The 21,747-nt window shown below is 39.6% G+C and carries 16 protein-coding genes; 8 read left to right on the top strand and 8 right to left on the bottom strand.

What is annotated here, in order from left to right:
• The first annotated feature begins 131 nt into the window (after window positions 1-131).
• The 5 genes from A6E04_RS09500 to A6E04_RS09480 are packed head-to-tail and all read left to right on the top strand — an operon-like array spanning window position 132 to window position 7,097.
• Entirely contained in the window at window positions 132-1,994 is a 1,863-nt protein-coding gene (locus tag A6E04_RS09500; RefSeq protein ID WP_065611068.1) for a glycosyltransferase family 2 protein, read from the top strand.
• Entirely contained in the window at window positions 1,984-3,303 is a 1,320-nt protein-coding gene (locus A6E04_RS09495) for a DUF3131 domain-containing protein (protein WP_065611066.1), read from the top strand. Before A6E04_RS09500 ends, A6E04_RS09495 begins: the two co-directional genes overlap by 11 nt.
• A 26-nt stretch (window positions 3,304-3,329) precedes the next feature.
• Window positions 3,330-4,733, top strand: coding sequence for a DUF3131 domain-containing protein (locus tag A6E04_RS09490; RefSeq protein WP_017023572.1), 1,404 nt, complete (start codon window positions 3,330-3,332; stop codon window positions 4,731-4,733).
• A gap of 19 nt (window positions 4,734-4,752) precedes the next feature.
• Window positions 4,753-6,135: a DUF3131 domain-containing protein gene (locus tag A6E04_RS09485; RefSeq protein ID WP_023602607.1), complete on the top strand. Its 1,383-nt coding sequence runs from the start codon at window positions 4,753-4,755 to the stop codon at window positions 6,133-6,135.
• A complete protein-coding gene (locus tag A6E04_RS09480; protein ID WP_023602606.1) occupies window positions 6,132-7,097 on the top strand; it encodes a hypothetical protein in 966 nt (321 codons plus the stop codon). Before A6E04_RS09485 ends, A6E04_RS09480 begins: the two co-directional genes overlap by 4 nt.
• Before the next feature lie 25 nt (window positions 7,098-7,122).
• Here the strand turns inward: A6E04_RS09480 and A6E04_RS09475 are convergent, their stop codons facing one another.
• Genes A6E04_RS09475 through A6E04_RS09460 form a run of 4 tightly spaced genes read right to left on the bottom strand, consistent with a single transcriptional unit; the run spans window position 7,123 to window position 10,273 of the window.
• The gene (locus A6E04_RS09475) at window positions 7,123-7,563 is read right to left on the bottom strand and encodes an ATP-binding protein (RefSeq protein WP_017023575.1); all 441 of its coding nucleotides are present in this window, start codon (window positions 7,561-7,563) and stop codon (window positions 7,123-7,125) included.
• Between the two features lie 19 nt (window positions 7,564-7,582).
• Window positions 7,583-8,728 carry a nucleotidyltransferase family protein gene (locus tag A6E04_RS09470; RefSeq protein WP_023602605.1) on the bottom strand — a complete coding sequence of 382 codons (1,146 nt, stop codon included), beginning with the start codon at window positions 8,726-8,728 and terminating at the stop codon, window positions 7,583-7,585.
• Window positions 8,729-8,741: 13 nt separating this feature from the next.
• The gene (locus A6E04_RS09465; RefSeq protein ID WP_017023577.1) at window positions 8,742-9,074 is read right to left on the bottom strand and encodes an STAS domain-containing protein; all 333 of its coding nucleotides are present in this window, start codon (window positions 9,072-9,074) and stop codon (window positions 8,742-8,744) included.
• Window positions 9,026-10,273, bottom strand: coding sequence for a SpoIIE family protein phosphatase (locus tag A6E04_RS09460; protein WP_017023578.1), 1,248 nt, complete (start codon window positions 10,271-10,273; stop codon window positions 9,026-9,028). The genes A6E04_RS09465 and A6E04_RS09460 overlap by 49 nt, the downstream gene beginning before the upstream one ends.
• A 196-nt stretch (window positions 10,274-10,469) precedes the next feature.
• Here A6E04_RS09460 and A6E04_RS09455 point away from each other — a divergent pair, with 196 nt between their 5' ends.
• The 3 genes from A6E04_RS09455 (at window position 10,470) to A6E04_RS09445 (ending at window position 17,500) form a co-directional block, all read left to right on the top strand.
• Window positions 10,470-11,747, top strand: coding sequence for a glycosyltransferase family protein (locus tag A6E04_RS09455; RefSeq protein WP_017023579.1), 1,278 nt, complete (start codon window positions 10,470-10,472; stop codon window positions 11,745-11,747).
• A 162-nt stretch (window positions 11,748-11,909) separates the two neighbouring features.
• Complete coding sequence (locus A6E04_RS09450) at window positions 11,910-12,917, top strand: hypothetical protein (RefSeq protein ID WP_065611064.1); 1,008 nt, start codon at window positions 11,910-11,912, stop codon at window positions 12,915-12,917.
• A gap of 134 nt (window positions 12,918-13,051) precedes the next feature.
• On the top strand, window positions 13,052-17,500 hold the full coding sequence (locus A6E04_RS09445) for a beta strand repeat-containing protein (protein ID WP_065611062.1): 4,449 nt from the start codon (window positions 13,052-13,054) through the stop codon (window positions 17,498-17,500).
• A gap of 129 nt (window positions 17,501-17,629) precedes the next feature.
• On the opposite strand, the gene A6E04_RS09440 is transcribed toward A6E04_RS09445, so the two are convergent.
• Genes A6E04_RS09440 through A6E04_RS09425 form a run of 4 tightly spaced genes read right to left on the bottom strand, consistent with a single transcriptional unit; the run spans window position 17,630 to window position 21,680 of the window.
• Window positions 17,630-18,388 (bottom strand): GumC domain-containing protein, encoded by a 759-nt coding sequence (locus A6E04_RS09440; protein WP_017023422.1) that lies wholly within the window; start codon window positions 18,386-18,388, stop codon window positions 17,630-17,632.
• 35 nt (window positions 18,389-18,423) lie between these two features.
• A complete protein-coding gene (locus A6E04_RS09435; RefSeq protein ID WP_012551492.1) occupies window positions 18,424-18,666 on the bottom strand; it encodes a hypothetical protein in 243 nt (80 codons plus the stop codon).
• 9 nt (window positions 18,667-18,675) lie between these two features.
• On the bottom strand, window positions 18,676-19,965 hold the full coding sequence (locus A6E04_RS09430) for an HlyD family type I secretion periplasmic adaptor subunit (protein ID WP_065611060.1): 1,290 nt from the start codon (window positions 19,963-19,965) through the stop codon (window positions 18,676-18,678).
• Between the two features lie 14 nt (window positions 19,966-19,979).
• On the bottom strand, window positions 19,980-21,680 hold the full coding sequence (locus tag A6E04_RS09425; RefSeq protein ID WP_065611058.1) for a type I secretion system permease/ATPase: 1,701 nt from the start codon (window positions 21,678-21,680) through the stop codon (window positions 19,980-19,982).
• Window positions 21,681-21,747: the final 67 nt, after the last annotated feature.

Raw genomic sequence — 21,747 nt, 5'->3', positions numbered from 1 at the left:
CTATTTTTAGTGATGAGAATAAAGGGAAATTATTATTACGTTTTTAGCCGTTTTTATCCTAAGTTACTTTAAGGAAAGGAATTAGAACGCTCATCACATTAATGTCAGTAGATCCGATTTGGAGTGATTAAATGGATTTTTATTTCAAGAAATTCGAACATCGTAAACCACCAGAACCCGTCCCTCATAGTCACTCTAGGGAGTTACTGTATCAGTATTTAGCGACGTGTAATCTTACGCTTGGTATTTGGTATTTATGGTGGCGTTGGAGTTTTGCTCTTAACTATGACGCATTATGGTTTTCACTTCCTTTGGCTTTTGCGGAATCTTGTGCATTTATTGGCTCGTTACTGTTTACCTTTAATTTGTGGAAAACAAAAGATGAACCAAAAAAAGAACCGCCGCATAAAATTAAAGAGTGTGTATTAGATACAGAAGAAGACAGACCAATCAGTGTCGATGTATTTTTTCCGTCGTACGATGAAGAACCTGAACTGGTAAAACTGAGTATTTTAGATGCTCAGAAAGTGACTTATCCGCATGACATTGATATTAATATTTTCATTCTTGATGATGGCAAACGTGAGACCATGAAGGCACTCGCTAAAGAAATGAATATTGGTTATATCACTCGAGAAGGAAATACGGGATTTAAAGCGGGTAACTTACGTAACGCAATGGAACAAACGTACGGTGATTTTGTTGTTATTTGTGATGCAGATACAAGACCATTCTCAACCATATTAGAGCATACGTTAGGTTACTTTAGAGATCCTGATGTTGCTTGGGTTCAAACTCCGCAATGGTTCTTTGATATTCCAGAAGGTGAGCGTTTACCTATCTTTTTAACTCGAAAATTTGGTTCTTTTTCTGGAAAAATAGGCAAAGGTATTGAGAAGTTTTACGGCCCTGTTACTTTGGGTGAAGATCCTTTCGTTAATGATCCTCAAATGTTCTATGACGTAATACAGCGCCGCAGAAATTGGGCAAATGCCTCGTTTTGTTGTGGTGCAGGTTCTATTCACCGTCGTGAAGCGGTGATGGAAGCGGCACTTCGTAGTTACAGTGAGCAAATAATTAAAGAACAATCTGAGATAGAAACTCAAATCAGGAAAATGACGAAAGAGAAGTCGGTTGATAAAGATATTTCAGATAATTTAAAGCAAGAAATTTTCATTGATACCGAATTTACACCGTATAAATTTCATGTATCAGAAGACCTGTATACCTCTCTGGTTTTACATTCGGATTCAGAACGTAATTGGCGATCAGTCATGCACCCTGAAGTTGAAAGTAAAATGCTTTCCCCTCAAGATTTACAAACATGGACAGTGCAGCGTTTTAAATATTCTGGCGGGTCTATTGATATCTTTATGAATGACAATCCTTTGTTTAGAAAAGGAATGAATCTCAAGCAGAAGATCATGTATGGGGCGAGTTTTTGGTCTAACTTATCAGCTGTATGGAATATTATTTTCTTATTGTGTCCAATTGTTTATTTTCTTACCAGTATCGCACCAGTAAGCGCTTATGACGTTACTTTCTATATGCATTTCTTACCGTTTGTTTTAACCGCAGAACTAGCAATGATGGTCGGAACATGGGGGGTGGCTGGTTATAAAGGAAAAACGAATTTCCTTTCCTTCTTCCCTGTTAACTTTAAAGCACTGTGGACAGTATTGCGTGGTAAAAAAATCAGTTTCCCAACGACACCAAAAGAAAGACAAACGGGTACGTTTTTTAAATTAGTTATTCCTCAGATGGCCGTATTTGGCTTAAGCCTATTTAGCTTGATCTATGCATGGACAGGGTTTTCAACCGGATCACACGGAAGTTACTCATTGGGTGGGTTAGTGCTGAATACGTTTTGGATCATCAATAACATGATGGCAATGTGGGGCATGATTGCTTCGGCGTTTTGGAATCCAGAATCAAATGATGACGAACAACAAGAATCAGAACAAGGAAAAGAGGAAGTAGAATATGGAATTTAAGAAATCTGTTGTTAATGCTCGTCACCATATTGTGTTTATCTTGGGGCTAGCGACTGCATTATTTATCTCGTTTACGATTGAAACACGTGAAGCGCCACAAGTACTTGGAAATATTACATTTGAAAGTACAGAGGTTATTCCATTAAAAACGAGTCGAATTTTAACTCAAGAAGAATATCAATGGGCAAATACCGCATGGCAGTATTTTGAAAATAATTACCAAGAAAATACAGGATTAGTGAATTCGGTTGATGGATATGAGTCCACAACAATGTGGGATACGGCTTCTTATATTATGGGGTTAATCTCAGCGGAGAAACTGAATGTGATTACCGATGATGTGTTTACTATCCGCATGGAAAAGGTATTACATACATTATCTCGCTTACCTCTTGTAGATAATCGCTTACCAAACAAAGCATACAATACAATGACGCTTGAAATGGTAGATTATACGAATCAACCGACACCTGAAGGGATTGGTTGGTCTGCCATTGATATTGGTCGAATTCTCGTTCCCTTGAACATTATTGTTTGGCAATATCCGCAGTTTAATAAACAAGTGAATAATGTACTCAATGCATGGCACGTGGGTGACATGATTAAAGATGGTTATTTATATGGTTCTCGCCTTTCAACCTCTTCTGATGGATTTGAATTAGTACAAGAAGGGCGAATAGGGTATGAAGAGTATGCGGCAAAATCGATGTCATTGATGGGGCGAGATGTATTTAATGCAATGAAATATATAGATTATTTGGAGTTTAAAACCATTAGTGGTGTTGAGGTTCCAACGGATCTACGTGACCCCGCAAAATATCATGCACATAACTATGTGGTGAGTGAATCTTATATTCTTGATAGTTTAGAATTTGGTGCTGACAGTGTCTCGAAAGTATTTGCACATCGAGTTTATCAAGCTCAAGAATCTCGTTATAACGAAACGGGCATTGTTACGGCGGTAAGTGAAGATAACCTCGATCAAGCGCCTTACTTTGTCTACAACACCGTTTTCTCTGATGGTAAAGAATGGAACGCAATTACCGATACGGGTGAAGATGCTTCTGAATTTAAATCTTTATCAACCAAAGCTGCCTTTGGTTGGTATGCCTTATATCAAACGGATTACACCGATCTATTAATTCATGAAGCGCAAGATTTATTTTCAGAAAATAAAGGCTGGTATTCTGGCCGTTACGAAGTAAGCGGAGAGATAAATAAAGCCATTACAGCAAATACTAATGGCATTGTTTTAGAGTCTCTTGCGTATATTGAGAATGGTTCATTACTAAGTGTTGGCGCTAAGTAATAAGTATTGAGAAAAGGAGAATCTCTATGCGTTATATCTCAATCGGATTACTGAGTTTACTCATCGTTGGATGTGGTAATAAATATGATCAATTCTCAGAAGATATCATAGAAAAGAAAGATCACTGGACAGTACCTAAAGCTCGTCAAAGTAAGTTGACAGAGAAAGAAATGGACATGGCCAATATTGCTTGGAAATATTTTGAAAATAATTACCAAGAATCGACAGGTCTAGTGAATGCGGTAAATAATTATCCGTCAGTCACCTGGTGGGATGCCGCGTCCTATTTAGCGGGAATGACCAGTGCGTATGAACTGGGAATTATCACGAAAGAAGAATTTGATCGCCGTTTAATTAAATTCTTAACGACATTAAACACGCTAGATCTGTTCCGTGGGGAACTGCCAAATAAAGCTTACAATACACAAAATGCGGCAAAAGTGGATTACGGTAATCAACCGGGGGAAATTGGTTACTCAGCTTTAGATCTAGGGCGTTTACTTATTTGGCTTCATATTTTAAAAAACCGTTATCCAGAGTTTGCGACCAGTATTGACTCTGTCGTACTGCGATGGAACTTTTGTAACGTAGTTGATGAAAATGGCACTATGTTTGGGGCTTTACTTGAAAAAGGAAAACCCGTTCAATACCTTCAAGAAGGTCGGTTAGGATACGAAGAGTACGCAGCGAAAGGATTCCAGCTTTGGGGTTTTGATACCTCTCAAGCTTCTATGCCTGAACCGTATGGGACGATTAATTTATTTGGTTATGATGTACCTTATGACACGCGTGATCCTCGTAAATTGAAAGCACACAGCTATGTTGTTACTGAAAGTTATGTACTTGATGCGATTGAATTAGGGTGGGATTTAACAACGGACCACAGCCCTCATGATACTAGCTACTCAAATGGATGGATGGCGGAGTTTGCTCTGAATATTTATCGTGTTCAAGAGGAGCGTTATAACCAAACGGGTATTATTACAGCTCGTACTGAGCATCAGTTAGCAGGTGCTCCATACTTTGTGTATGACACGATTTATACCGATGGATTTGCTTGGAATACCATTTCTGAAAATGGGGAATTTTTACCACAATATTCCGCCGTTGCCGTCAAAGGTGCGATGGGGATGTGGGTGCTATGGAATACGCCATATACAGATTTATTGTTTGATCATATTGCTAATTTATATGATCGAGAAAAAGGATTTTATGAAGGTATTTTTGAAAATGGGACAGGTCGGATTAACACGTTTACGTCAAATAATAACGGCATAACTCTTGAAATTTTACTTTATAAAGAACAAGGAAAACTCTTAACTTATAAAGATAATGTGGCACCGAGTTTATGGGAAAAAGCATTAGAAACCCCGTTTGGCTATGAAGGGCAATGCTTACCAAGAAAACCAATGAAGCCTTCTCGTCTGTAGTATTGATAAAGGAAGATTAATGCTAAAAAGTGCAGTACTGATCTTAATTAGCCTTCTTTTGTCATCCTGTGGCGTTTTGTATAAAGGCGTTCAAGATGGAGTGAGTTCTCTTAATCAGTCACAGGCAATACGACAAGGTAGGTATGGCGATTTAACTGAAGGTGAGCTTGAATGGGCTCGCCTTGCTTGGGTTTATGTTGAAAATAATACTCAGTTAAAAACCGGCCTTGTTAATAGTATTGATAATTATCCGACCACAAATATGTCAGGCATTGCCGATTACTTATTGGCATTGACCGCCGCGCGTGAATTTGAATTCATCACCAGTAAAGAACACGATGAACGCCTTTCTCTTGTGTTAACGTTTCTTAATGAAATGCCTTTAAGTATCGGACAAATTCCGAATAAAGTATACAGCACCCAAACGGGTCAAATGGTTGATTATGGTAATCAACCTAATGACATCGGTTGGTCCTCAATTGATGTCGGTCGGTTATTGATTGTTCTTGCTATCGTTAAGCAATATAACCCTCAATTTATTGAATATATTGATAAAGCCGTATTGAAATGGAATTTCTGTGAGCTCGTTAATGAAGAGGGAGAATTGTTTGGTGGAACGGTTAATAACAGTAATGTTACTCGTTATAAAGAAGGGCGTTTAGGCGTTGAAGAATACACGTCTTATGGTTATTTAGATTGGCAAATTGTGCCAGAAAAGGCGATGAGATTGGATCCTTATAATGTAGCAACCATGTACGGTATTGATTTCTTATTTGATGGACGAGATCCTCGCCTTTTTGATGTTCTCCGCCCTGTGTATAGCACGCCTTATTTACGTTTAGGATTAGAATTTAATTGGGATGATATTGTCGATATGGATTCTAGCGACGCAACTCATAGTAATGAAGTGATGTCTGCAATGGCAGATTCAATGTATCGAATTCAAGAAGCTCGTTGGGAGCACGAACGTATTTATACCGCTAGAGGAGAGCACATTGTATCTGGTGAACCTTATTTTGTTTATGATGCGATTTACGCTTTAGGAACCCCTTGGATAACGCTTTCTGAAGACGGGAGTTCGTATGATGAATTAGCACTTGTTTCGACTCGTGTTGTCTTTCAGATGTGGGCGCTATGGCGTACAGATTATACCGATAGATTAATGATACTTGTTCAAGAATTGTATGATCCTGATCGAGGCTGGTATGAAGGACGTTATGAGTTAAACAGCAGATATGAAAAAAGTATCTCCCTTCAGACGAATGCTGGCGTACTAGAAGCGTTACTTTATAAGGCGAGAGGTAAGCTGTATCAACCAGAGAAGAGCAAAGAATATCGAGATGTACAGTTTAAATCTCGTTTCTCTCATCCTGGGCACTGTTTAGTGGAGACGTTCCGATGATGCGATGTAAATTGATTTCTTTGGTGGTAATGCTTTCAGTCGGTTCACCTTTAGCTTTCGCGAGAGTTGTTGATATTGAATTGTCAATTTATGGCAAAGGAACCATGTTAGCGAATAGTCCAAGAGACAGGCAATCAGCGGATTACTGGCATCAATTATCGAATAAAATCATGGCTTCGGAATCTAAGCTCGGAGCGCAAAAGATGTGGCAATACGCGGGTCTATCTGAGGCATTAGCCGCCATCGCTGCGAATAAACGTAATGACATTAAAGCCTATGAATATTGGTCAAACAGCACTCGTTATTTATTAACGGGAGGAACCGAATGGTCACAGATGCAGAAGTATCTTCACCGCCGTTACGAGGATATAAATACTCAATTATCAACTCAACTAACGTCTTCAGATGTTGGTATATCATTAGATAATGAATGGCAACAAGAACTGACAATATTACAAATATGGGAAGATAAGCTCGGAGTTTTTACCTTTAAAGGGCCTAAGTTAGGATTGAAATCAAACTCTTCTGGTGATTATTCAAGCAGTGGCGGTGGTGCTATAGCCACACCAAATTACAACTCTACACGTGCAATAAAAACGTCTAATGGGAAGAAAAAGCTAACGGGACTCGGAGGTTCTTTTTCTCGGGGGCAAAGTATCATTCCTGTAGCCAGTGAAGGGGAAAAAAGCGTCCTTGATGATACTAAAATAATAGAAGTGGAAGAGTTATCTACGTCTTCTGAGATGAGTCGTTCTAGTGGTAAAAACTCGGATATTGTCGTGATTACCCCAGATGAAAAATTTGATTATCGAACCGTAGAGAAAGATAATAAATTGCCAGTTGAAGAGGTGACGTATAATCCCATTCATAAAGCGAATATCGGCAATGTTGATGAAAATACTGTAGAAGTATTACAGCGTAGAACCTTTATCCCTGTGGTTAATGATGAAGAGCCTAAATAGGCTCGTTCAGAGGTAAACGCTTAAATTAATTTAAGCGTTTACCTAGATAGAAGGTATTCTTACCGTCTTTATTTTCATAGGCAATGGTGTCCATTAGTTGCTCTACAATAATAAATCCACGACCTGAGGTAAGCCATGTTTCGGGCTTATTTTCTTCTGGTACGACAAAACTTTTCTCTGTCGACTCAACGAGTACTTCTTGAGGGAGAGCTTGCCCGTAGTCCGATATTTCCATTAATAACATACGTGGTGTTTGTAAGTATGACTTAATTTCAATAACTGGCCCATCTTGATTAAGATAAGCGTGCTCATAAGCGTTGTTTACCATTTCAACCAAGCATAACTCGGCTTGATTCATGGTATCTTCCTCAATATTTAGGGCTTCCCAATACAGTCTAATATCATTAGACACCATTCGAGATGCCTCAATTGAACTCGAATAGGTATTTGAAAAAATGGATTCCACAGTTCCTCTCCTCCTTGTTCTATTTTTCGGTTGTGCCGTTAGTAAAAGCAGACATATCCGATAAAGTGTCATTCATGACGGTTGAAATGCATTTCTTACTCATTTCGGAATAAGAGGTGCTGTTTCCTTCCCTATCAATACAGTAATTATTAAAGACCGTTTTTTGATCTAATAACATGAAGTCTTTTATATGAATATAATCATAGATTAATGAATTACGGACTATTGCTTCAGAATCGACGGTACAGTTGGGACTAATAACGGTTGGCCCCTCAATTGTTGCACCTGGTTTTATATGGCAACCACTAGAGATCACTACGGGTGGTGTAATATTACAGTGTTTGAAATCAATCACTGTATTAATACCAACCCAAACACCTGCTTTTATTTGTGTTCCTGGAATAGGGTAACCGTTTACTTTCCCATTCAGTATGTCATTAGTCACATCCCAAATATCAGTAATATTACCGACATCTAGCCATTGAAAATCCATTGTTACCGCATAGAATGGTATGTTTTTTTCGACTAATTGTGGAAATAATTCGCTACCTATATCGTATTCGCCTTCTTTTGGGATAAAGTCGAAAATAGCGGGTTCGAAAATATAAATCCCAGTATTGGCTTGATTTGAGAAAGCCGCTTCTACTGTCGGTTTTTCTTGGAAATGAGTAATTAATCCATGCTCATCAGAGACAACAATACCGTATTTATGAATATCTTCGTTAAGTACGGCTTTAGTTACGATTGTTGCAATGCCTCCTTTTTCTTTATGATGCTTAACCGCTTTTGTGAGATCCAAATCAATCCAGGCATCACCGCAAACTACAATAAAAGTATCATCAAAAAAACCAGAGAATTCTTGGATTTTCTGCATACCACCAGCAGAACCTAATGTTTTACTTTTGAATTCACCATTAATAATCTCCCCTTCGTAAGAATAAGAAAGTTGAGTGTTAAAATGGTGACCATCTCTAAAGTAGCCTTCAATTACTTCTGATAAATGACTGGTATTGATGACTATTTTATTGATGTTATGTTTAGCAAAAAGCTCAATCATGGATTCCATTACCGGTTTACCCAAGATGGGGATCATCGGCTTTGGTATTGTGTGGGTAATAGGTTTTACTCTTGTGCCTTTACCCGCGGCTAAAATCATGCCTTTCATATAGACTCCTTTATTATGCAGAGGTTAGCATTGCATCCTCAAGCGTTGGATAATTTGGGATTAATCTATCCATACGAGTGAGCTTTAATAAGTCTTCGACCGGTTTTTGTAGATTAATAACGCTTACGGTTTTTCCTCTGCATAGTTTATAGACTCCCATGATGGCACCAAGGCCACTGCTATCCATAAACCGCACACTGCTGAGATCAAGAATAAGGTGGTCACCAAACTGGCTTAATAAATCCTCCGCCTCTTTACGAAATTGAGGCGCCAGTTTCGCATCAAAGCGTTCTTCGTTTACCTGAAGAATTGTGCATTTACCTTGGTTGTTAATTTCGTATTGCATGAGTCATCCTCTTGTTTAAAATAGCCTTTCCACTCTACAGCAAGCACACTAACATCATCTTCAAACGTATCAGATTCATGCCATGTCCTTACTCTATTAACGAGCAGTTCGGTTTGTAAATGAGTGGGATGGGAGCGAATATCCATAATGGTTTTTCTAAGCCCATCTTCAGAAAATTGTATATTGTCTTTTTCGGCTTCGGTAATCCCGTCAGAATAAAGCCAGATTTTATCGCCAGGATCTAACTGTATGCTGGCAGATTGATATTCAACAAAATCAAATGCTCCGACTACAAAGTTATCGTCTCCAATCAGTTCGGCTTGTTCGGTTTTTTGGTGTAACCAAACCAGTGGGGGATGCCCTGCTGAGCAATAGTTTACTTCCCCAGTTTTGACATTAAGAACGGCATAAATCATGGTGAAATAGAGTTGAATCTTATCGTCACTAATGTAGAGCTTGTTTAATTTATCGATGACTTCTTCTGGGGGAATAATGTTATTATTTACGTCCTTAACGATAGATGATGGTCCATCGACAACGGATAAACTTTGCTGAACAGAAAATGACATGAGAGCGGATGAAACGCCATGGCCTGCCACATCAAATAAGTAGAAAGCAAGGTGATCAGGGTCGAGTTGCATATAGCCCAACATATCACCACCAATTTGAGCGCTTGGAATGGATATATAGTTAAGCTCAACACCGGTGAAATTGGTTTGAGTGGGTAATAATTGACGAACGAGATCGCCTGCCGCATCAAGATCTTTACGTATTGTTGCGTAAGCTGAATCAAGCTCTTGATTTTTATCTGTGATTTTATTATGTAATTCTAAGGTTCTGAATCCAGCTTTAACTCGTGCTTCTAATTCTTTTACATCAGTCCCTTTAACAATGAAATCATCGGCTCCTGCATTGATACCATCGATGATGGATCTTTGGTCGTCTTTACCTGAAAGAAGTACAAAGAAAATATAACGATCAAACTCGAGCTCTTTTAATTTACGGCATAATTCAATGCCATCCATTTCTGGCATTATCCAATCACTTAACACGAACTGAATGTGTGGATTTTCAGCCAAGATAGCCATGGCCTCTAAACCATTTTTAGCTGAAACAATGTTAAAACCACAACGTTTTAATAGGGATGACATAAAAAGAAGGCTAACGGGGTCATCGTCTACTACTAAAATGTATTCCATTGAAAATCCTTTTCGTAATAACCTGAAATAACGTATATGTAATTGAAGACTTTTACCTAGCCTAGGATACAAAGTTGTAGATTCAAGGTGATCATAACTATTTTTTTATTTTTCTTTTCTTTACTGGTTTTCTAATATGTCTTTCCTATTCTTTTTACGACAGTAATTCAATTCGGAAGAAGGAAAGGGTAACGTTATGGACAGAAAAACCATTTTAAATATTATTTCTCATTCAAATGATTCATTTGATTTAACCTGTGAAAATGATCAAAAAGAATTATTATTGTTGGCGGAGAAGTTACTTTCATTTTCAATGATATCCGTTTCGGAATATAAAGAGTTTATAGAATTAGAGTCACCACCATTGATGTTTAAATTGGCGGTTAAACTCGTTGAATCTCGACGCTTAATTATGAATATCTCGACACCATTAACGGTTGGTATTGTATTTGCTATGTGGGGGGAGCATCATCGATTAAATAAGAAATCAAAAATAAACCCTCATGGTGAAAATTCATTATTAACCAAAGTTGAGCAATTAAATTGGATTACTCAAGACTCGAATGTATTGTGGAAATTGTATCCAGTTGATGATGGTTGTCCTCATAATAGTTTTGGCATTGCACACAGAATTGCCCAGGATGATGAATCAAGAGAACAGATTAATGTCATGCGATTATCTGATGCGATCCCAACGACGACGGGTCCATTAAATAATTTGCATCATGTTGATGATTCGAAAAAAGGCGGGGCAATTATTCTTGGATGCCAGAAAGCATTGGATGATGGGATGGATTGTGTAGTCTATACGGATGCCGATAATTCGGTTCATTTAGGTCAATTAGGTTTATTGCTTAACCCTTATATGGAACAAAATATTCAGGTTATTCTTGGAAATAGAAAGCATAAAGATTCGATTCTTGTTAAACAAGAAGAGCGCTGGGGAGTTGGGATCAAAACATTGCGTCATATGCAAAGAATGATCGGCAACCAAATTTTCAGCCAAGGAATTAAAGATACACAAGCGGCGTTTAAATTGTATAGCCACAGTGCATTAGTTGATATTCTTAAGGCACCAACCGTGTATGATTTTTCCTTTGATACTGATTGGATTTTGGCTGCAATGGAGCAGAATAAACCGATCACTACGGTGCCTTTTGCGTTTATTGATTCTGCGGCGGAATCTGCGTCTATAACACAAGGCCCAATGACCACTTGGTATACTCTTCTCGATGGGTTAGTGAAAGCCGTTAGAGCAAGAAATGCAACGCACAGTAATGAAATGGCGGCTATTTTTGATAAAGAAGTTAAATCGTATAAAGATCTAGAGTTAATTATCGATGTTTTACCACCAGAACTGATGAACGTAGAAGATAGCCAATTAGGTGATCCTAAAGTCATGTCGCCAAAAGCGTTACAGCAATGGTTTGATAAAGCGAAATCAAAATCGAAAAAAGAACACGCGATGGCTTAGGTGTTTGTTTTTGTAATGATTCCATCCTAAGTTAATAGAGATAGACAAAAAATAAGCCTCCTTTTAAATTGGAGGTTTATTTTATCCCTTTGATTCTTTTATTTATGGATAAAAGAATACTCAGAATTTGAGTGGCTTATCTATGGACGGATTTATGCTTTTATGAACAGTAAAGTAAAGCAAATGGCGATAAAAATCATTGGTTTATTTACCTGTGTATGTTTTTCATCATGGGCAATAGCAAATGAATATTTGTCTAATAGTGCCAAGCATAAAAGTGCCCCCACATCTCCTAATATCACCTCTCCAAAAAATACAGAAGATCCCGATGACAAACCTTCTGAAGGCGAGCATATTTGGAATGGGGTACAAAGCTCCTTTTATTTTCCTATTGAACAATGGGATGATGAGCAAGGTTTTTTTCACGGGCTAAGTGGAAATATTGGTTACAACTACCCGTTACTTGAGACACCAGAAGCAAATATTCCCGCTGATGCGACATCCGGCCCAAGCAACACCAATCAAACGTTAACACTCTCTTTAAAGTACAGCATCTTAGGCAGTTGGTTTGTGTCTGGTACGGCGTATTATTATATCGACCAAGAGCAACAACAAACATGGAATCCCGATTTTACCTACGTATTTGGTTACAGTGATTGGCGTCCATACACATTAAGTTTGGTTTACGCGAATTATGGGGGGAATAGATTCAGTCCCGATGAGGGAGAATCCATGACTAATTTCAATCAGGGGACGTGGTCTTTAGGCTGGAAATTCCCGATAGTTGAACCTGTGGTTGATTGGTTTACGTTTACTGAAGAGGGCAGCATCGGTTGCCAAGTCGATTTTAATTATACTCATGAGTACTTCAATTTAGATACCTCTGAATATTTAAATGGGCATAAGACCGTTTCGCTCGGGTGTAAATATTCTATTTTTGGTAATTGGTATATTAATGGTACTGCTTTTTATTATTTAGATAAAAATCAACAACAACCGTGGAATCCAGATTACACCTATGGATTTGGTTATTTTGATTGGCACCCAGGAACCATCACTCTCCAGTATAATAATTATTCCGGTAACCGTTGGAATTCATCAGATAAAGCGGAAGGCACCGGTCGTTTTATTGATGGTGCAATATCTTTATCATACTCATTTACTTTTTAATCATACTAACTTTTATTATCTATCTCTGGATATCCTCTTATTTGTTCCTATTCTAGTATTACACCATTATTTAAATGGTCGCTCATTTTTCATTACTAATTAATGTAATTGTTATTAATAATAGAGAGGTCCAAATGGAAGGAACCAAATATAACGATGCCATCACAGGTACGTCAGAAGATGATAATGTGAATGCACAAGCCGGTAGCGATCAGGTTGAAGGATTAGCTGGTAATGATCACGTCGCTGGGGGAGAAGGCAGTGATGTTATTTCTGGTGGCGAAGGACAAGATGTTATTTTCGGTGATGTAGAACAAATACCAGAAACCGAAGGATCAGACAACGTAGAAACCAACTCAAATAACGACAATTGGGGGACCTCTCAATCTGTTTATCAATTTACCTCAAATGAAGAAGAGACACCGGCAGAAGAAGTCACTCACGGTGCACGTTTGGGTAATTATTTAGTGGATGATGTTGGCAATATCACAACGAAATTCACTCTAAATACAGTGTTAACAACCGTTACAGTTGAACTGACCGATCAAAATGGCAATGTCATTAAAACCGTTCAAGCCCCTGTTGATGAGAATGGCAATGTTGATATCGATATTAGCTTTACTGCAAATGAAATTGCTGATGATCAAGTCGTTAATTTTGTCTTGAAAGATCCTAACGGTGACCCGATCACTGATATTGAATCCGTTGAATTTATTGCTCATAACATTTATGACGACCGTATTGATGGCGGAGAAGGCGATGATGTTATTTTTGGACAGCAAGGGTCTGATTTACTCGTTGGTGGTTCCGGTAATGACTTTTTGGATGGAGATATCAACGATGACCGTTTATACGGCGGAGAAGGTGATGATGTCCTGATTGGTGGTAATGGTGATGATGAACTTCATGGTGGTGATGGAGCTGATACCTTATTAGGCAGTGATGGAGATGATACGCTTTTTGGCAACGCAGGTAACGATGTTCTTCTTGGTGAGTTAGGAAATGATCGGATTGAAGGTGGCGATGGTGATGACATCATTATCGGTGATGATGGCGATGATATTCTACATGGCGATGCTGGGAATGATTTATTGCTTGGTGGGATAGGTGCTGATCAACTCTATGGCGGTGAAGGAAACGATGAACTGCAAGGGGATGCAGGAAACGATGTAATTCAAGGTGGTGCAGGGGATGATTTTGCCCTTGGGGGCGCAGGTGATGATGTTATTTCAGGCCAAGATGATAATGATTTATTGCTTGGTGGTGACGGCAATGATCAACTGTCAGGTGATGCGGGTAATGACCAATTATTTGGTGAGTTAGGCGATGATACGATCATTGGTGGTTTAGGCGATGATGGCCTTTATGGCGACGATGGCGATGATCATCTCATCGGGGGCGAAGGCAATGATCAGCTCTTTGGAGGGCGAGGAACCGATATTCTAGAGGGTGGTACCGGAGACGATGTTCTTCATGCTAATGAAGGGGATGACATTATTAATTCTGGTTCAGGGGATGATTTCATTTATGCCGGTAGCGGTAATGATGTGATTGATTCAGGTGAAGGGAATGACACCGTATTTGGTGAAACAGGCGATAACTCCATCGTCTCTGGTGATGGTAATGACACAATTTATACTGACTATGGCAACGATGTTATCGACTCTGGTACGGGTGATGACCTCATTTTTGCTGGTTCTGGCGCTAATCAGATCGCTACGGGTGAAGGAAGTGATGTGGTCTATGCCGATGCGGGTAGTGATACCATTGATACTGGTTCTGGTCACGATACTGTGTATGCAGGTGATGGGGATAACAACATAATTGGTGGCACTGGTGATGATCAGATTTTCTCTGGATCAGGTGAAGATACGATTCAAGCTGGCGATGGTGATGATGCTGTATTCTCTGGAGATTCTGCGGATGTTATCCATGCAGGTTCAGGGAATGATGCGATTTATGCAGGCTCTGGTGATGATATTGTTTATGGCGAAGAAGGCAATAACCGCTTAGTCGGTGAAGGCGGAAATGACACCTTATACGCCGGTGATAATGGCAGTGTATTGATTGGTGGACAAGGTAACGATCAATTGGTTGGTTCGGCTGAAAATGATGAATTGCATGGCGGCGGAAATGACGACCATATCACGGGTGGCTTAGGTGACGATATTCTTACTGCGGGATCAGGTAATGATACTTTGGTTTCCGGAGAGGGTAATGACACCATTTATGGTGATGCAGGAACAAACCAAATTGATGCAGGTATTGGGGACGACACGGTATATGGTGGCTCTGGTGCCGATACTATTATCGCAGGTGAAGGCAATGACACTGTTTATGCAGGTGCAGGAACAGATACCATAACCGCAGGCAGTGGTGATGACATACTGGATGGCGGAGCAGGAAACGATGCACTAGATGGCGGTATCGGTAATGACAGCCTATTTGGTGGTGATGGTGATGATAATCTTATTGGTGGTGAAGGATACGATTATCTTGATGGCGGTGCGGGTAATGATACGCTCGCCGATGATGGTCAAGACACACTCGTTGGTGGTAGTGGCAACGATACACTGACTGCAGCAGCAACGGGCAGTCATCAATTATACGGTGGTTCTGGCGACGATACCTTAGTTGGTAGTGCTGCAAGCGATACCTTATATGGCGGTGAAGGTGCCGATGTCATTCAAGGTGGAGAAGGCGACAATGTTTTATTTGCGGGTGATGGGGTTGATACCGTAACCGCAGGCTCTGGCGACGATATCGTTTATGGTGAAGCCGGAACAAACACCATTGATTTAGGTGAGGGTACAAATACCTTATTTGGTGGCAGTGGGTCAGACAACACAACATCAGGCAGTGGCGACGACACATTATATGGTGGCGAAGGGAATGATACGTTAGCGGCGGGCAGTGGTGTTGATTATCTTGATGGGGGTAAAGGGGCTGATTTACTTCAAGGAGAAGAAGGTGATGATGTCCTTGCGGGCGGAGAAGGCAGTGATACCTTAGAAGGTGGTTTGGGTGAAGATAAACTCTTTGCAGGCGCAGGTAATGACAGTTTGTCTGGTGGCGATGGTCAAGATGAATTACATGCAGAATCAGGTAACAATATTCTCCATGGGAATGATGACAATGATACCTTGTATGGTGGTTCAGGCGATGATTCCTTATATGGTGATGCCGGTGATGACCGCTTAGAAGCCCTTAGCGGCAACAATGCCCTAGATGGCGGCGAAGGTGATGATAATCTTAAATCAGGTTCAGGTAATGATGCACTAGTTGGTGGGTTAGGATCTGACGTGCTTGACGCAGGAGAGGGTATTAATACATTAGATGGCGGAGAAGGTAACGATACTTTAACTTCTGGTTCTGGCAATGACACCTTACTCGGTGGTATCGGTAATGATTCTTTATTTACCTCTGGAGGTGACAACCAACTGTCTGGTGGTGAAGGCGCTGATAGAATTGAGTCAGGTGCGGGCAACGACGTACTGCAAGGGGACAGTGGTAATGATACCTTGATTTCAGGATCGGGTAATGATCAGCTCTTTGGTGGTGAAGATAATGATAAACTGTATGGTGGTTCAGGGGCTGATACTCTTGATGGTGGCGTTGGTGATGACCGATTGTTTGGTCAAAATGACAATGATCAACTGTATGGAAACTCGGGTAATGACTATGTATCAGCCGGCTCTGGTGATGATGTCGCTTATGGTGGCGAGGGCAACGACACCATAAAAGGAGACAGCGGAAACGATGTGCTGTGGGGAGAGGATGGTAATGACTCACTTCAAGGCGGCTCTGGTGAGGATATTCTTTACGGCCAAGAAGGTAACGATAATTTATCCGGCGGTAACAATGCCGATGCCCTTTATGGCGATTTGGGGGACGATACGTTATCTGGTGATTCTGGCGATGATAATTTGTCTGGCGGCGAAGGAAATGACTCACTTTCTGGTGGGAACAATAACGACTACTTAGATGGTGGTGTTGGCAACGACACACTTGATGGTGGTTCTGGCAGCGACTTAATCTTTGGTCAAGAAGGTAACGATACTCTTGATGGCGGTTCTGGTAGTGATCAACTGTTCGCCGGTTCGGGTAATGATACGCTTGTTTTTGATCAAGATGATATTGATGCAACAGATGGGGCAACCGTTCACTTTAGTGGCGGTGAAGGCTTTGATGTCATGGTTGTAGGCAATGATGGTCAAGACAGTATCATTGATATGACACAAACCGCGTATCAAGAGATTGAAGGGGTGGTTGTTAATACCTCGAATACCGAGCTAAAAATAGCGCTAGATAAAATATTGGTGAATGACAGCGCAGGAGAAGCTAATGGTCAGTTTGTATGTTCAGGTGTTGAAACCTTAAATATAGATGGTTCTCACTGGCAGCTTACGGGTAATACCGCGATGATGGACAGTGGCTTAAAAGACACTTACGAAGCAAGTAATATTGATACCAGTAACTTAAATGGTTATACGTTTGCGAACAGTGCCGGAGATGAAGTTACGATATGGAGTGATTGTGATGAAGACCAAATCACCATTGCAGATCCTAATGAAATCGCTTAACGGCTATCTTTAATGAGTAGACGATAAATTGTTAACACAAAAAATGCCGAATAGAAATATTCGGCATTTTTATTGATATGTTGCTTGGTTAATCATTAATATCTATTTAGTCATGCTATAAAATAAGCATTAATCACCTAAACAAAGTTTACGGTTTTGCGCCGTAATTGAGGTGTCATTGGCAATGACAAAATGATAATAATTCGAGTCCATTTGGTTTTTCTGTAAATACGTTCTGATGTGGTTTAAGGTGCTTTTTGCTTCGTTATAACGATATAGGTAGTCTTTATCACATTGGTTTTCAACACTTAGATCAACTTGGTAAGCATCGAATTTTTTCATTAATTCTTCTACTCGCTCTTCGTCAATCGCCTTTTGATCTGCGGCGGTGACTGTTTTTTCTGGTGGTGGGGTATTTTTTAATTTCTCTAGCTCTACACGCTGTTGTTCAAGCTCATTTTCTTGAGATTGTAAGGCAACTCGCTCTTTGTCTAACTGAGCATTGAGTTTCTTCTGTTCGTTAGCTAAACGTGATTTCAGGTTTTTATTGTAGCTTGATTTATAGCGAACTAATTTACGTCGCTCGGCCGCCAGTTGTTCTTTAAGCTGACTAATGGTTAAGTTTTTCTCAACTAAGGTTTCACTTATGATACTTAGATCACGGCGAAGGGTGTCATTCTTTGATTGCAGTTCAATGATGACTTTGTCGTAATCTGTTAATGAACTTGATAGTAATTGTTCTGCAATGAGGTCATCCGTTAAGCGTTGAATTGTTTCGTTCTTATTATTAATCGATGAGCTTAAAGAAAGTAGGGTCATACCACTAATAAAAAGACAGGCAATAAGGAACATAAGGAAAATTTGCAGTTTCTTGGTGTGTTTGATCATATAAATGTTCTCTACAATGTTTTATTTAGTGTCTATTAAGTTAGGGCGTGCAGTACTTTGTTATCACAATTTGGGCAAAAATAAGAATGTTTATGGATAAGTGCTTGGCAATGTGGACAGGCCAATTTAAGGCGATTCTTACTTAATAAAATAAGGCATAAACCGACAGGGCCAAGGACATAACCAAGTAAAATACCAGCAATGAGGTTGCCTTTTCGGTACCCAATAAATGCCGTTAAGGCGAAGAAAAAGAAATAAAAACTGAGCCAAAAAATCATGATATATCCTTATTGTTCACGAAATGCTTTGTAGTAAGAGTTAAATAATGGTGCGGTAAAGTAATCCCAGAGCGTCCGATTTTCTAATAAGATTAAAACATCAGTTGGCATACCAGGATAAAGTTCTACGTTAGTGAGTTTGGTTATCTCTTCTTGAAGCAATTGAACTTTCACCAAATACCCGCTTTCTTTCTCCCCTTTTTTATTTAGTCTATCCGCCGCGACATAAATGACTGTTCCCGTAATTGGGGGTGTTTTACGGACGTTATACGCATTTAGCCTTACTTTTGCGGTTTGTCCTGTTCTTACTACATCAATGTCTTCGGGCTTAATAATAGCTTGAACGATAAGTTGTTCATTGTTTGGTACGATTTCCATAATAATATCGCCAGGATTAACAACCCCCCCAATACTATGAATGTTCAAACCAACAATGGTGCCAGTATGCTCACTTCTTACTTTGATGCGTGATCGAACATCTAGAGCTGTTTTTAAGGCCTGATTAGTGTCTAACCATTCTTTTTCTAACTGATTTGATTGAGAGGAAAGGGATTGTTTTAATTCAATGTCTTTGGCTTCAAAATCTTGTTTGAGTGAGGTTAGTTGACGAGTTGAGACATTAATCTTAGTTTGTAGCTCTTCTCGTTGAGATTCAATACTGGCTTGATGACGTTGTATTTCAAACATTTTAGTTTGGGAAACGTATCCTTTTTTTACTAGCCCTTTCATCATGTTAATTTCTTTACTTACCAATTGAAGCTGACGTTTTATGGATTTTAATTGGGATTTAGAACCACGAATTTGTTCAGTTAGTTGTTCTTTATTTTGAGTGTATTGGCTAGTTCGAAGCTCATTACGTAATAAAAATTGCTGAAATTGAAGTGTCTGATTGTTTAAAATGTTCATGACATCAGCACTGTTTGCTTCGTCATGATATTCCTCTGTCCATGACACGATGTTGTTATCGGTTAACTCGGCTTGAAGTCGCTCAATGGTTGCTTTTAAAGAAATAGATCGTAGCATTAGGCGATAGTAATCAGAATCAGCTTTGGTGTTCGCTAGCTCAATTAATAAGTCGCCTTTCTCTACATGTTGGCCTTCAGTGACATGAATTGCTTTTACCCAGCCACCTTGTAGATGTTGAATTTTTTTACGCTGAGACTCGACGATCAACGAACCATTAGCAATAGAGGCAGAGCTTAATTGTGCGGTGGTTGCCCACCAAACAAACCCACCTATGGTTAATAAAATAAAGGCAGAGCAGAGAGTAATAATACGAGTGGTACTAAATTGAGTCATAAGTTCATCCTTGCTTACGCTATTTTAGGAACAGCAACAGAGTTAGGGTTATCAATGGCAGACATCTCTTCTAAAAATAGTTTTGATGGCCCCGCCTTCTGAACTTGTCCTTCTTTTAACGAGATCACCCAATCCATTTGACGTAAAAAACCAGGGCGGTGGCTTATCATAATTACGGTGATTTTGTTTTCTTTACAGTATTGCAGAACAATAGCCAACGCAATTTCACCTTCGGGATCAAGGTTTGAGTTTGGTTCGTCCAACACAAGAATTGAGGGATTGGAAAAAATAGCTCGAGCTAAGGCGATACGTTGTTTTTGTCCACCAGAGAGTTGAGAACTGCCCCCTTCTTCTAAGTAGGTATCGTAGCCCTGAGGAAGAGAAATAATCAGTTCATGAATACAGGTTAAACGAGCGGCTGCGATGATGTCTTTATCTGGAGCTTCGGTAAATCGACAAATATTTTCAGCAATGGTGCCGGATAATAAACCGACTTGTTGCGGTAAATATCCGATGTGTTGACCAAACTGTTTTTCTGGCCAAAGATGAATCGCGGCACCGTCTATTTTTATTGAACCGACACTCGGCGCATGAATCCCCATTAATAATGACGCCAATGTTGATTTACCTGAACCGGAATTGCCTAAAATAGCGAGTGCATTACCATGACCCAATTTGAAATTGATGTTTTGCAAAACGGGTTCTTTTTTATGTGGCAGTTTTAATCCCACGTTTTGAAAGAGAATGTCACCTTTAGGGTTGGGTAGTGTGGTTTTTGCTGCGTACTCTTCAATAAAAGAGAAGTTTTTAAGGCGCTGATACGCTTTAAATGCACTGAACCATGACTTCCAGCCATTAACGGCTTGTTCGAAAGGAGAAAGTACTCGGCCCATAATAATGGAACTTGCGATTATCGCCCCGGTTCCAATCTCTTGTTGTAATGCCAGTATTACCCCAACCGTTAATATAAGCACTTGTAAAATCGTTCTAAAATAGCGGCTGATGGCGAGTAACTGCCCGATACGAGAATTTACTACCCACTGTAAACCAAGCATCTTATGATTTTGTTTATTCCAATATTTACCAATGCTTTCTGCCATTCCCATGGCTTTAAGTGTTGATGCATTACGGAGATAGTCATTTAATTCTAAGGTGGTTTTTGCTGCGACCTTGTTACTTTCAATGGTCGATTCTTTGGCTGAATGCATCATGACAATGGCTAAAATAATGAAAATAACGCAGCCAGATAAGGTGATCAAACCAATTGCAGGATGGAGCATAAATAGAATACCAAGGAAAAGAGGGATCCACGGCATATCAAAAATAGCAGAGCTAGAAGGGGATAATAAGAAACGCCTTATCTCAGACAGATCTTGTAAACCTTGTTTATTAATATTCTTTGATATGGCTGATTGTCGAATACTTTCAGATAACATGATGGAGCTAATAGAAACATCGAGTTTCAAGCCTGAACGCTGTAACAAAGCAATACGGAAATATTCGATAACGGCTTGTGCTGTTAAAAGAAAAACAGCAATAAACAATAAAGCGTACAGGGTGTCTAAGCTAGAGCTACCAAGCACTCGGTCAAAAAGCTGCAAACTGTAAATGGGTAATGTAAGTACGAGAAAGTTGATTGCACAGCTAAAGAGTAAGGCAAACGATATGTCTCTCTTTGTTTCTGACAGTGATTTTTTCAGCTTATCCTTAAACAAAAGCACACCTCAAATATTGTTATTAATCCAGTGTAAGCAGTATAGGAAAAAGAATGCGGTATTCGTA

Source organism: Aliivibrio logei (assembly GCF_001691055.1).
Taxonomy (GTDB): Bacteria; Pseudomonadota; Gammaproteobacteria; order Enterobacterales; family Vibrionaceae; genus Aliivibrio; species Aliivibrio salmonicida.
Note: the sequence above shows the minus strand (reverse complement) of the source record. Positions and strands in the feature narration are given on the sequence as shown.

Excerpts from the sequence above, each read along its gene's own strand:
- A6E04_RS09430 (WP_065611060.1), bottom strand. The coding sequence starts at position 19,965 with ATGACTCAATTTAGTACCACTCGTATTATTACTCTCTGCTCTGCCTTT.
- A6E04_RS09470 (WP_023602605.1), bottom strand. The coding sequence starts at position 8,728 with ATGAAAGGCATGATTTTAGCCGCGGGTAAAGGCACAAGAGTAAAACCT.
- A6E04_RS09465 (WP_017023577.1), bottom strand. The coding sequence starts at position 9,074 with ATGCAATACGAAATTAACAACCAAGGTAAATGCACAATTCTTCAGGTA.
- A6E04_RS09455 (WP_017023579.1), top strand. The coding sequence starts at position 10,470 with ATGGACAGAAAAACCATTTTAAATATTATTTCTCATTCAAATGATTCA.
- A6E04_RS09460 (WP_017023578.1), bottom strand. The coding sequence starts at position 10,273 with ATGGAATACATTTTAGTAGTAGACGATGACCCCGTTAGCCTTCTTTTT.
- A6E04_RS09435 (WP_012551492.1), bottom strand. The coding sequence starts at position 18,666 with ATGATTTTTTGGCTCAGTTTTTATTTCTTTTTCTTCGCCTTAACGGCA.
- A6E04_RS09445 (WP_065611062.1), top strand. The coding sequence starts at position 13,052 with ATGGAAGGAACCAAATATAACGATGCCATCACAGGTACGTCAGAAGAT.
- A6E04_RS09490 (WP_017023572.1), top strand. The coding sequence starts at position 3,330 with ATGCGTTATATCTCAATCGGATTACTGAGTTTACTCATCGTTGGATGT.
- A6E04_RS09495 (WP_065611066.1), top strand. The coding sequence starts at position 1,984 with ATGGAATTTAAGAAATCTGTTGTTAATGCTCGTCACCATATTGTGTTT.
- A6E04_RS09450 (WP_065611064.1), top strand. The coding sequence starts at position 11,910 with ATGAACAGTAAAGTAAAGCAAATGGCGATAAAAATCATTGGTTTATTT.
- A6E04_RS09440 (WP_017023422.1), bottom strand. The coding sequence starts at position 18,388 with ATGATCAAACACACCAAGAAACTGCAAATTTTCCTTATGTTCCTTATT.
- A6E04_RS09480 (WP_023602606.1), top strand. The coding sequence starts at position 6,132 with ATGATGCGATGTAAATTGATTTCTTTGGTGGTAATGCTTTCAGTCGGT.
- A6E04_RS09485 (WP_023602607.1), top strand. The coding sequence starts at position 4,753 with ATGCTAAAAAGTGCAGTACTGATCTTAATTAGCCTTCTTTTGTCATCC.
- A6E04_RS09500 (WP_065611068.1), top strand. The coding sequence starts at position 132 with ATGGATTTTTATTTCAAGAAATTCGAACATCGTAAACCACCAGAACCC.